Origin of the sequence: Microcoleus sp. D3_18_C4 (assembly GCF_036702355.1) — a bacterium.
Taxonomy (GTDB): domain Bacteria; phylum Cyanobacteriota; class Cyanobacteriia; order Cyanobacteriales; family Microcoleaceae; genus Microcoleus.
In genome coordinates this window covers 106,409-118,460 of sequence record NZ_JAUBTF010000011.1, presented here as the reverse complement: position 1 = coordinate 118,460, position 12,052 = coordinate 106,409, and the positions used below count along the sequence as shown (strand labels likewise).

At 46.1% G+C, this 12,052-nt stretch carries 12 protein-coding genes; 6 read left to right on the top strand and 6 right to left on the bottom strand.

The window, feature by feature from the left end; genetic code table 11:
• Positions 1-98: 98 nt before the first annotated feature.
• Complete coding sequence (locus tag QUA90_RS08205; RefSeq protein ID WP_333444841.1) at positions 99-818, bottom strand: SAM-dependent methyltransferase; 720 nt, start codon at positions 816-818, stop codon at positions 99-101.
• A gap of 251 nt (positions 819-1,069) precedes the next feature.
• Here QUA90_RS08205 and QUA90_RS08200 point away from each other — a divergent pair, with 251 nt between their 5' ends.
• Entirely contained in the window at positions 1,070-1,702 is a 633-nt protein-coding gene (locus QUA90_RS08200; RefSeq protein ID WP_333388752.1) for a hypothetical protein, read from the top strand.
• 223 nt (positions 1,703-1,925) lie between these two features.
• Here QUA90_RS08200 and QUA90_RS08195 read toward each other — a convergent pair whose 3' ends face one another.
• Positions 1,926-2,168: a ChaB family protein gene (locus tag QUA90_RS08195; protein WP_333258473.1), complete on the bottom strand. Its 243-nt coding sequence runs from the start codon at positions 2,166-2,168 to the stop codon at positions 1,926-1,928.
• A gap of 201 nt (positions 2,169-2,369) precedes the next feature.
• Positions 2,370-2,849, bottom strand: a complete 480-nt coding sequence (locus tag QUA90_RS08190; RefSeq protein ID WP_333444839.1) for a YqhA family protein — start codon at positions 2,847-2,849, stop codon at positions 2,370-2,372.
• 860 nt (positions 2,850-3,709) lie between these two features.
• On the opposite strand from QUA90_RS08190, the gene QUA90_RS08185 reads away from it, so the two are divergent.
• Together QUA90_RS08185 and QUA90_RS08180 are read left to right on the top strand one after the other, a co-directional pair.
• Complete coding sequence (locus QUA90_RS08185) at positions 3,710-4,615, top strand: hypothetical protein (RefSeq protein WP_333444837.1); 906 nt, start codon at positions 3,710-3,712, stop codon at positions 4,613-4,615.
• Between the two features lie 71 nt (positions 4,616-4,686).
• Positions 4,687-5,526, top strand: coding sequence for a DUF4142 domain-containing protein (locus tag QUA90_RS08180; RefSeq protein WP_333444835.1), 840 nt, complete (start codon positions 4,687-4,689; stop codon positions 5,524-5,526).
• 597 nt (positions 5,527-6,123) lie between these two features.
• Here QUA90_RS08180 and QUA90_RS08175 read toward each other — a convergent pair.
• On the bottom strand, positions 6,124-6,492 hold the full coding sequence (locus tag QUA90_RS08175) for a Lin0512 family protein (protein ID WP_333388759.1): 369 nt from the start codon (positions 6,490-6,492) through the stop codon (positions 6,124-6,126).
• 272 nt (positions 6,493-6,764) lie between these two features.
• On the opposite strand from QUA90_RS08175, the gene QUA90_RS08170 reads away from it, so the two are divergent.
• Entirely contained in the window at positions 6,765-7,679 is a 915-nt protein-coding gene (locus QUA90_RS08170) for a branched-chain amino acid transaminase (protein ID WP_333388761.1), read from the top strand.
• A gap of 329 nt (positions 7,680-8,008) precedes the next feature.
• Here the strand turns inward: QUA90_RS08170 and fghA are convergent, their stop codons facing one another.
• Positions 8,009-8,863 carry an S-formylglutathione hydrolase gene (gene fghA, locus QUA90_RS08165; protein ID WP_333388763.1) on the bottom strand — a complete coding sequence of 285 codons (855 nt, stop codon included), beginning with the start codon at positions 8,861-8,863 and terminating at the stop codon, positions 8,009-8,011.
• Between the two features lie 82 nt (positions 8,864-8,945).
• Complete coding sequence (locus QUA90_RS08160) at positions 8,946-10,055, bottom strand: S-(hydroxymethyl)glutathione dehydrogenase/class III alcohol dehydrogenase (RefSeq protein ID WP_333388766.1); 1,110 nt, start codon at positions 10,053-10,055, stop codon at positions 8,946-8,948.
• A 78-nt stretch (positions 10,056-10,133) separates the two neighbouring features.
• Between QUA90_RS08160 and QUA90_RS08155 the strand changes: the two genes are divergently transcribed.
• Together QUA90_RS08155 and fni are read left to right on the top strand one after the other, a co-directional pair.
• Complete coding sequence (locus QUA90_RS08155; protein WP_333444833.1) at positions 10,134-10,820, top strand: SDR family oxidoreductase; 687 nt, start codon at positions 10,134-10,136, stop codon at positions 10,818-10,820.
• Positions 10,821-10,964: 144 nt separating this feature from the next.
• Complete coding sequence (fni, locus tag QUA90_RS08150) at positions 10,965-12,014, top strand: type 2 isopentenyl-diphosphate Delta-isomerase (protein WP_333444831.1); 1,050 nt, start codon at positions 10,965-10,967, stop codon at positions 12,012-12,014.
• Positions 12,015-12,052: the final 38 nt, after the last annotated feature.

Genomic DNA, 12,052 nt, shown 5'->3' with positions numbered 1-12,052 from the left:
ATGCCTGTTCCACAAAGAGTGTATTTCTTGTGGAACAGGCATCTTGCCTGTTGCTGACAATGGTGGAACACGCAAGATGCACCTGCCAGCGCTGTATTTCACAATGCTGTCATTAACTGAATGAGCTCGATAGACAAATCTCTTTGCGACTTTTGGTGCTTCTTAAACAAAACTCCAGCCAGCAGATAGATGTTTTCCGTATAAAAAGCCATTCCCTGTTCTCTGAGAGTGGCGATCGCGCTTTTCACTTTGGGTTCCGAACTATAATAGCCAAAAGTTAAAGGTGCAATTTCAAAATTCGCAACCGAGTAGCCTCGATCCAAGGCATAATCGATCAAACCCACAGGATTAGAATAGCTAGAAACCATCAGCAAAACTTCATCGCAGCCCAGAGATAAAAGTTTCTTAGCAATTGTCGAACCATCACTCCCGCCGTGCAACAGTGGCTGATAAATCTGATCATCCACCGCCGGCAGGTAAGGCGGATTTGATATGACACAATCCGCCGACTCGTATAAAGGCGAATCGAAAAAAGAGCAATTGTTGACGGTGTATTTTTCGCTCAGTTGATATTCCTTAATTTGTGAGTTAGCAATTTTCCAAGCTACATTATTTAGCTCAAACCCCTGTATTTTCCCATCAAAATCACTTCTCAGCAAAGACTTAATAACTGGACTTCCCTCTCCTGAACCAAACTCTACGATCAGTCGAGAATTGTCGCTGGCATTTAACACTAAACTTTCCAAGCAGTGCGCGTAAAAATCCGATTCTTCCGGGCAGTGGAATACCTGTTTCAGAGGATGGGATGAAGTGAGCATAAATTCTGTAACAAAGTTGACTATTTTAAAAGTATCGAATAAGTAATATCCCAGCCATCTGTCGCAAGAGCTATTTTATCAAACTCCTCTGCAATCTATCTCTTCCTGTTTGATCTCGTGCGAGCAAATAACTATTACTGCCGACAGATTATCAAATTAACTAGATTAATCCGATTGACAGATTGCAATTATAGCGATTGCTGGTGAGATAGTACCTAAGCAAATAATTGTAAGTTTTAATAGTGTCAGATATGAGCTTTTTTAATTATTCAGTTCCGCCTCTGCGCCGGAAACAGATTAACATTGAGGTTCAGGAGTTAGAAGGGCTTTGGCAGGTTCAGTTTCCCCTTGGGAAAGATCGATTTTATTCACAATTTTACACTTGTCTCGATCGAACTTGCTTGCTGTGGAGCTTGCTGTTAATAGCCATCTTCGGCACAGCACAATTTTTTTCGGTGAGTTGGATGCTGCAAGCTGGTTTGTGGTCAGCCCTCAGCCTCGTAGGTACAGCAGCAATGGTAAGCATGACATACTCTTGGGTCAAAATAGAACGCCTGATTTGGGTGCTTTACGGTTGGGTAATACTAATGTTATTAGGATTGTTGCTGACCGATTTAGCAATTTTTCTCAGTTGGGGAAAAGTGTTGGCGAATCTCTGTACCCTGTGGTTGGGCCTGAGCGGAATAGGGTATTTAGGGACTGGATTTGCAGTGCGATCGCGCGCGCTTTTAGCAGCAAGTTTATTTCACCTGTTGGGGATTTTAATTTTGCCTTACACTGGCGGTTGGTCTTTCCTATTTACGGGAACCGTAATGGTATTTAGCTTGCTCGTTTTAGCCGAACTGCAATGGGATATGCGCCAGCCTATTAACAGGCTGCATTAACTTCTATACCACCGCGATTCTAACAACTATCAACGTAAAGCATTAACCACAAGTGATGAGTACATTGCTCATGAATGATGATATCATGCCCGCTAGAATAACGTCACTGCAATTGGTTGGTAGTAAGGATTCTTTATTCTCATCAAAATTTGAGGAATGAAGCCCTCACTACACAACGGATAGGGGTTATGTTAGCGGACACGATATTACTGATTGCTGATAACTAATTGCCACCAGACTGTACAGATTTGCGGGTTTGGTTAGTATCGTCGCCCTTGTGATGCCACGTGCCACCTTCGCCTTTAACATATTCAGATTTTACACTGTTCCAAGCAACGCTAGTAGCACCATCTGCGCTCATTCCATCTTCGCTAGCGCTCTTAAAAGCAGCCTGAAAAATTTGTTTAGCTCCTTGGGGGAGTTCTTGTGCTTCTGAAGGTAAGGTGTCAAATTGTTGTTCTGGCATAATGACCTCTAATTATTAAACATAAATTTAATCTTATATACGAGAAGCAACTACTTTCCTCTCTCTAAAAGCAAGTTTTAAACCGGATTTTTCTCCTTCCCAAGACAGATGTAATATTAAATTTATTCTGAGCGACTAAGGGAATTGACTTGCCGTTGCTGGTTGGCCCGGATTTGGGTAATTTCTTTTCTGAAACAGTCATTAATCGGATTTCGGCTTTTTCACTTGCGAACTCAGAAAATACGTCAGTGCAGCGATTACTAAAGCGATCCCCGCTCCCAAGGGAAGGATGTTCGTCCCACCGCTCCACCGAACTACCTCCGAGAGAAACAATACACTCAACACTACTACAATCACGCTGGTGAGTTTGGTTTTCAGGTCGTCGATGGTGTGAATTTCCAGCCAGATGGGTACTTTGATGCGCTCATCAATAAACAACTCGTAAAGTCCGAGTGCAGTAATGTAAAATACTGTGGCGAGGAGAAACAAATCTACAACTTCGATGCAAGACAGAATCAGTTGTTTCGAGTTTTTGCTGGAAACCGGTACTGTAGCTGTGTAGCCGATGGTAATGACGGTTTCCAGGGCACCGTAGATCAAAAGCGTCACAGACGCTGTAAAAGAACCGAATACAGCGATTAACATTAGATAGCGACTTCTGGCAAGAATTCGATGCAGCATAGTTGATCTCCCCTTGGAAAATGTGTTAGAGAACAAGCGCTCTCTGGCATACCTTTTGCTTTACTATATCAGAGTTTGCCTGATCGCACTCACAAGCAATTCTCACGAGTGCGCCACCCCTGCTTAATTTAATGTCCCGCGGGCCCGACTCGGATAGCCCTCAGTTCGCCTTCCTGTTTAACGCAAGTCAAAGCCCAGTCAAAAGCCTTGCTGTTTCGGGGTTGTAGGTGTTCGGGCTACTCAGAGCGATCGGCGTTTTGAGATAATTTAGTTTCCTGAGAAAGTTTGAGCTGTATGCTACCAGGGGAAAAATTGTCAGCAGCAAGTTAAGGAAAAATAGCGATCAAAAAAATTTTAAACTAACTCATCTGGCGGAGTGCTACCCCAAAAGTGACGGTGACAAAATCCAGAATTTCTGCCTCAAAGTACCAGCAGCAGGGGAAAATTTATAGGAATATCAGCGCCCTTGTCTCAGAAAGCCGGTTGATGCGTATATGTCTCGTTACTCAACCCAAAATTTTTCAGATCAACCAGCTTTTTATCCCCCGTATACAAATTTTAATTTAGCTAGTCTGCCGCTCAATCAAATTTCATCCACCACCTGAAATAAAAAGCCATTTTGTCAAATATTCCTAAAGATGAATGGCGAACTTGAAGCATACGTAATAGCTTATAAACTGTTAACGTAGCGGTGTAATTAATCAGGAAAAAATCATCGAGGCAACGGGACTAAATTTGCTCCCTTACCTTCATTATCCCGCAGCAAAGGTTATAAAATTTGCACGTTACGCTGTCAAGTTAACCCTGCTGTTTTGGCATCACAAGCGATCGCAGCACTCTATGCAAAAGCAAGCATTACCATGAAATCTTCTAAATTGTTGAAAGTTGTTTTAGCAAGCGCTTGTACTTTAGGTTTAGCAACGGTTTCCTTAGCACTGCCTGCTTCAGCCCAGTCGGGCGGTGCTGGCGGCGGTGCTGGTGGCGGTGCTGGCGGCGGTGCCGGCACAGGCACAAGCGGTACAAGCGGTACAAGCGGTACCGGTACAACTGGCACGGGTATAAGCGGTACTGGCACAAGCGGTACAAGCGGTACTGGCACAAGTGGTACAAGCGGTACGACTGGCACGGATACAACCGGTACCAGCGGTACGAGTGGCATCGGTACAAGCGGTACAAGCGATACAACGGGTACGAGTGGCACCGGTACAAGCGGTACAACGGGTACGAGTGGCACCGGTACAAGCGGTACAACGGGTACGAGTGGCACCGGTACAAGCGGTACAAGCGGTACGAGTGGCACCGATACAAGCGGTACAAGCGGTACGAGTGGCACGGGTACAACGGGTACAAGCGGTACAACTGGTACGACCGGCACCGGCACAAGCGGTACAACCGATACCACTGGCACGGGTACAACGGGTACAACGGGTACAAGCGGTACAACTGGTACGACCGGCACCGGCACAAGCGGTACAACCGATACGACTGGCACGGGTACAACGGGTACAAGCGGTACAACCGGTACGACTGGCACGGGTACAAGCGGTACAACCGATACGACTGGCACTGGTACAACAGGTACAACCGATACGACTGGCACTGGTACAACAGGTACAACTGGTACGACATCGACGCCGGCTGATACTAATTCTGGAGTTTTGAGTGCTCGGCGCGATAGCCCCAACAATTTCGGGTGGCTGGGTGCCTTGGGCGCGTTTGGTTTGATCAACTTGTTTCGGAAAGGCAGTACGCCATCCCATCGCTAGTTTGGGGGGATTCCCTACGGGATAGCTTCGCTTCACGTACTTTTGAAAACAACTTAGAGGCATAGAAAGTCATGACTTCACTCAATCGCAAAAGTTTGTTCAAAAAATTGGTAACAGTTGCCGGAATTGCCGGCGTTAGTTCCTTGATAGCTGTGCCGGGATTCGCAGAATTAAACCGCCAGACTCACGGCTTCAACCAGTCGGGCGATCGAGTTTTTGAGCTTGCTGATAGCGACTTAAACGATCCTAATTCTCCGGGACCTTCTGTTACAGATCCTAACAACAACAATCCTGGCGGTTCTCCCAACACTCCAAATACCCCCACCAACAACACTCCCGGCCGTTCTCCCAACACTCCAAATACCCCCACCAACAACACTCCCGGCCGTTCTCCAAATAGCCCCATCAACAACACTCCCAGCCGTTCTCCCAACACTCCAACAGGTGGCGAAACTTCGCCTAATTCTCTCAGCAGCCAAGACAGAAACTTTGTCATGCAAGCAGGTCAAATTGGTATGCTGGAAGTGGAACTCGGCAGATTGGCAGTGCAGCGCGGTTCTAGTGCAGGTGTGAAACAATACGGGCAAGAAATGGTTGAGGAACACACCCAGGCTAATCAAGAACTGATGCAGGTAGCAATGCAAAAAGGCGTAAAACTGCCAACCGAAATGAGCAGCCAGAACACAGCTTTGATGGATCGACTTTCCGGACTATCCGGTACAAGTTTTGACACCGCTTACAAGCAGGCTATGATCGACAGCCACACTCAGGCTATTGCTTTGTTTCAGGCTCAATCTCAACAGGGACAAGATCCAGACTTGAAGGCTTGGGCCACCCAGAAGTTGCCGAACCTTCAGGCGCACTTGCAAATGGTTAACCAAATGTTGGCAGATACCAGCAAGCCCAAATAGGAGGTAGAGGAGGTAGAGTGCGATCGGCTTTTATGCGATCGGACTCTACCTTTTGTGTTCGGAGAGGGAACAGTAATAAATTATTTTAAACCCTATAATTTTTGAGAAAAATGGAAGATTTTCTCCGCAACTTGTTGGGCAACAATATTACAGCAACCTGGCTGTTATTAATCGTATGGTTTTGCTGGATTGCTTACATACCCGGTCGCCTGAAAAATTAAAAATTATCAATTAAAACTTCAAAATTAAGTACGTAGGCGCAAATAAACCTTACCGTGCAACCAACCTATTGGAGGGTGCCTCAAGCCTCAGATTTTCTACGATATTTCATGCCATATCTCATGACGCACCCTACAACAGAGTCTAAATTAATCATTTGTTAACAGATAGGCGTTCGATCGCCCGATCGCGAAAACAAGCAAGTGCGATCGGGCGATTTATTCAAACAACACCAAATTAGATCATTTCCGGTTACACTCCTTATGATGTTGACGGTTGACTGGTGACTGTTGACGCCGTGAACAGTGAACAGTCAACCGTCAACAGTCAACAGTGAACTCGAATTTACTATTCCGATGCTAACGGATTTGATATTAATTAGTCCTCAGTGTCCACAAAAACAGTCACAGCCGCCACAGCGATTAGCATTTCATCATTTTTATCATTCAGAGAGGCGATCGCCCTTCCTGGGACAATCATGCCTCCTTGCTCCACAATCAGAGTTTTGCTGCCAAAAGGCAGCACCGCCAACACCTCCTCGGCGCGCACTTGTTCCGGGTAAGGAACAGCCACCTTTACCTCAACAATCATCTGATTGGGGTCAGTCAAACCCGCCACTTCCCAGACCCCCAGCAAAGCATTATGGGCGATCGCATTTCGTACAGCCCTTGCACAGGCTACAGTCGGTTCCTGCCCGTGCTGGTCTATACCCATCCCCATTTCAATAATGAAACATTTACGTGCCATAGTTGCCCCTTGCTTGATTTTTGTTTGTAGTCTATCGCACTTTTTCCCAAAACAATTATCAACCAAACTGACCGCTCTTGATATTATTTTATAAATCGATATCACAACAAAAGAATAATACCAGTCTTAAACAACAATCCAACTGTAGGCGAGCTTCAAACCCTTATGAAATCAGTCCTTCTCAATCTCAAATCTCAAATGGTATAACTTATGGTAATATAACCAAATTCAGCTTTCCTCGCGGACTGCCCAACTCATCGCCAGCTTGAATCATGGATAGTTTTCTACCAATTGCCTACTTTCAAAACCAATTTCTCCCCTTTACCGACGCCAAAATTTCCATAGCAACCCACGCACTGCACTACGGAACCGGAGTTTTAGGCGGGTTGCGGGGAATTCCCGACCCCCAAAATGCCGATCGAATATTGCTATTTAGATTAGACCGTCACTGTCAAAGATTAAGTCAAAGTGCCAGCTTCCTCCACTGCGATTTACCCGCCAGCAAAATCCAACAAATAATTATTGATTTTGTCCAAAAAAACAAACCCACAAAATCATTTTATATCCGCCCTTTTATCTACACATCCAGTTTAGGAATTGCCCCCAGACTGCACAACGTAGACACAGACTTTTTTGTCTACGGATTAGAACTTTCCGACTATTTGCCCAAAGAAGGAGTCAACTGTAGAATTAGCTCTTGGTATCGCCAAGAAGACCGCAGTTTGCCCTTAAGAGGTAAAATTAGCGGCGCTTACATCACCTCAGCTTTAGCTAAAACAGAAGCAGTACAATCCGGCTTCGACGAAGCTATTATGATGAATACTCAGGGAAAAGTCAGCGAAGCTTCAGGAATGAACATATTTGTCGCCAGAAACGGTAAATTAGTTACTCCGGGTTTCGAGCAAGATATTCTCGAAGGAATTACCAGAGACAGCGTTATAACTATCGCCAGAGACTTAGGAATTGAAGTCATAGAAAGACCCGTTGATAGATCGGAACTGTTGATTGCAGACGAAATTTTTCTCTGCGGAACCGCAGCCAAAATTACGCCAATTAACAGAGTAGAAAACTATCAATTGCCCCCAAATCGACCCATCACCGAAAAGATTTTGGACAAACTAACCGGGATTATCGAAAATCGCGACAGCAATTATAAAGACTGGGTATTTCCGATTGATCTTAATTAACCGAAAATACCTGTGCTCGTAGAAGCGAGTTTACTCGTTACCAGGCTCTGCCTGGTAAAGCAGATCAGGAGGCTCTGCCTCCACATTTTATCTGTTCTAGGGCTGCCACGAAGTAGACGCATGAAAAACCCGGTTTCTGGGCCCCCGTGCGTAATTCCTATTTTACTTGTCACTCGTTACCAGGCTCTGCCTGGTAAAGCAGATCAGGAGGCTGTGCCTCCACATTTCATGGCAGCCTTTCGAGGCAGAGCCTCTGGATATCGGTTCCCCGGTAGAGCCTAAGAACCAGTTGTTGTGGAGCAGGCATCTTGCCGGCTTCCTGCTAGGAACTACCCGCACAAAACAGCCGCGTGATGCCGAATGTGATCTTCCATAAAAGTAGCTATAAAATAATAGCTATGATCGTAACCTTCCTGCATCCTTAAAGTTAGTGGCTGTCCCGCTTTTGCACAAGCCTCCGCGAACACTTCCGGCAACAACTGCCCGTCAGCCAGATACGAGTCAGCAGTGCCGCAGTCAATCAGAATCGGAGAGTTGTATTGCGCCTCAAGCACCAATTCGCTAGCATCCCAAGCCTTCCAGAGTTCTTTGTCGCCACCGAGGTAGTACCCGAATATTTTTTGTCCCCAAGGGCAGCGCATTGGCGCGGAAATAGGCGCAAAAGCGGAAACTGAAAGATAGCGAGAGCCATTTTTCAAAGCACAAATTAAAGCCCCGTGTCCGCCCATCGAATGACCGAAAATTCCCTGTTTTTCCGGTATCGCTGGAAAATTTTCGGCGATTAAATTCGGCAATTCATCAACGACATAACTGTACATTCGATAGTGAGCATTCCAAGGTGCGGCTGTCGCATCAACATAAAAACCCGCACCACTTCCTAAATCCCAATCGTCATCTTCGCCGGGGATGCCTGTATTGCGTGGACTGGTGTCGGGCGTAACCAGCATTAACCCGTATTTTGCCGCAAATTGTTGCGCCCCCGCTTTTGCCATAAAGTTCTCTTCTGTGCAGGTTAAGCCTGATAGAAAATACAAAACTGGTACGGGTTGAGATAAAGCTTGCGGCGGCTGGTAAACTGCAAATTTCATCTCGCTGTTGCAAGCGGAGGATTGATGGCTGTAAAAGCCGAGTTTGCCACCGAAACATTTCTGTTCTTTTTGCAGTTTAAGGGATTCTGATATCATGTTAATTCTATTTCATTTTTGAATTAGATTTTTTTTTACCGCAGAGGGCGCAGAGGAAGAGAGAAGAGAGAAAGATTTTTGTTCAAAATGTCAAAACTGTGCGAATTGATTCACCTTTGTGCATCAATTCAAAGGCTTCATTGATTTTGTCGATGGGCATTACCTGAGTTACCAGACTGTCAATATCAATTTTACCGTCCATGTACCAATCAACAATCTTAGGAACATCAGTTCTGCCTTTCGCGCCGCCAAAAGCCGTCCCTTTCCAAACCCTACCAGTTACTAGCTGAAACGGGCGGGTGCTAATTTCTTGACCGGCTCCCGCTACCCCAACAATTACGCTCACACCCCAACCTTTGTGGCAGCATTCTAAAGCTTGGCGCATCACATTAATGTTGCCGATACATTCAAAACTGTAATCAGCTCCACCTTTGGTTAAATCTACTAAATAAGGCACTAAATCGCCTTCCACTTCGCGAGGATTGACAAAGTGAGTCATGCCGAATTTTTCCGCCATCTCTCGCTTGTCGGGATTCAAGTCTACGCCGACAATCATGTTAGCTCCCACCATGCGAGCCGCTTGAATTACATTTAAGCCCACGCCGCCTAAACCGAAAACTACCACATTAGAACCAGGCTCTACTTTCGCAGTATTTATGACAGCGCCGATGCCAGTTGTTACGCCGCAGCCGATCAAACAAACTTTATCAAAAGGAGCGTCATCGCGAATTTTTGCTACTGCAATTTCCGGCAATACTGTATAATTAGCAAAGGTAGAAGTTCCCATGTAATGGTAAAGTTTCTGCCCGTCTATGGAAAACCTGCTGGTGCCGTCGGGCATCACTCCCTGGCCTTGAGTCACGCGAATTGCTTGACAGAGATTGGTTTTGCGGCTCAAACAATATTCGCAGTTGCGGCATTCGGGAATGTAGAGAGGAATTACCCGATCGCCCACTTTGACACTCGTTACTCCCGGCCCCACTTCTGCGACAATCCCGGCTCCCTCGTGGCCTAAAATAGCTGGAAACAAGCCTTCTGGATCGGCACCGGAAAGAGTATAAGCATCAGTGTGACAAACACCCGTGGCTTTAATTTCCACCAGCACCTCTCCAGCCCGCGGCCCATCTAGATCAACCGTTTCAATGCTCAAAGGTTGGCCGGCACTGCGAGCAACTGCTGCTTTTACTTTCATGCTTTCTCCCTGCGATCGATTTGTCAATTAGCCAGTCAATATGTATTGTATTACTTAATGTCAAAATTCAGCAAATCAATGACAAAATTAATTGTAATTACCGGAGTCAGTCGCGGTCTCGGTCTTGCCATGACCGAAAAGTTTATTGAATTGGGACATACAGTTGTGGGATGCGCCCGTTCTGCCGAAGCGGTGGAAAAACTCAACCAAAAATATAGTGCGCCGCACCATTTTACTTGTTTGGATGTCACCAACGACGATCGAGTAAAAGCTTGGGCCACAGAAATTATGACGGCGAAAAAGGAGCCGCCCGATTTGCTCATCAACAATGCAGCTTTAATCAACAATCCCGCGCCGCTTTGGTTAGTCAGCAGCGAAGAATTTTCCCAGCTAGTAGATGTTAATATTAAAGGTACAGCTAATGTAATTCGCCACTTTGTCCCGGCAATGATTGCTCGAAAAAATGGCATAATTGTCAACTTTAGTTCTGCTTGGGGAAGGTCAACTTCGCCGGAAGTCGCTCCCTATTGCGCTTCCAAGTGGGCAATAGAAGGACTTACCCGATCGCTCGCTCAAGAATTGCCCGCAGGTATGGCAGCAGTTCCTTTAAATCCGGGGATAATTCACACCGATATGCTGGACATTTGTTTCGGAGAAGATGCGGCAAATTACCCGTCAGTCAAAGCCTGGGTGCAAAAAGCAGTTCCTTTTTTACTAAAATTAAAACCTTCCGATAACGGAATGCCAATGACAGTTCCTGGATAATACAGCAACCCTGGCAGGATTTACGAACATCTCTCTTTTCTTCTCCTCTGCGCTCTCTGCGATCTCTGCGGTTCATTAAAAAAATCAAAAATGAAATAAAATTGCTATATTCCCAAATCACAACTCTTTCCCCAAATAGCCACTGTGAACTTGCCGCTAACCTCCCCCTCGCAAACCGAAACTCGCAAAGCAGACCACCTGCGGATTTGCCTCGAAGAAGACGTACAATTTCGCGAAACTACCAGCGGCCTAGAACGCTACCGTTTTGATCACTGCTGTTTGCCAGAACTCGATCGCACCGAAATCGATTTAACCTCCACATTTCTCGGCAAAAAATTAGCCGTTCCCCTGCTAATTTCCTCGATGACCGGTGGCACAGAATTAGCCCAGACAATCAATTATCGCCTCGCCGATGTTGCTCAAGAATACAAACTAGCAATGGGAGTCGGTTCCCAGCGAATCGTTGTAGAAAATCCTCAACTCGCTCCTACATTTGCTGTCCGTCGCCGCGCTCCCGATATTCTCCTGTTTGCCAATATCGGAGCCGTTCAATTAAACTACAATTACGGTTTGGAAGAGTGCCAAAAAATTATTGATATTCTAGAAGCAGACGCACTAATTTTGCACCTCAATCCGCTGCAAGAGTGCGTTCAAACCGAAGGCGATACTAACTTTAAAGGACTGCTAGATAAAATTGCCAAATTGTGCGATAAATTACCAGTACCAGTTATTGCTAAAGAAGTCGGCAACGGTATTTCAGGAAAAATGGCAAAGAAATTGCTCGCAGCCGGGGTAGGTGCGATCGACATTGCCGGAGCAGGAGGCACTTCATGGGCGAAAATAGAAGGAGAGCGAGCTAAAGATGGCAAGCAGCGCAGGTTAGGCGCAACCTTTGCCGACTGGGGAATACCAACAGCCGAGTGCATTGTCAGCACCCGCGCCGTAGCGCCGGATGTTCCTCTGATTGCCTCTGGAGGATTGCAGAATGGATTGGATGCAGCGAAGGCTCTCGCTCTTGGCGCGGATATTGCGGGACTGGCGCGGCCGTTTCTACAAGCTGCAGCGGAATCGGAATCAGCGGCAGCCCTCCTAGCTGAGGCTTTAATTGCAGAAATCGGCACCGTGATGTTCTGTACGGGCTGCCGTAATTTGGATGAGTTAAAACATTCTGGGGTTTTGGAAAGGTTAAGATAAAAGTGAGTCAGCACTCAAAAGTCATTAGTCAGCACTCA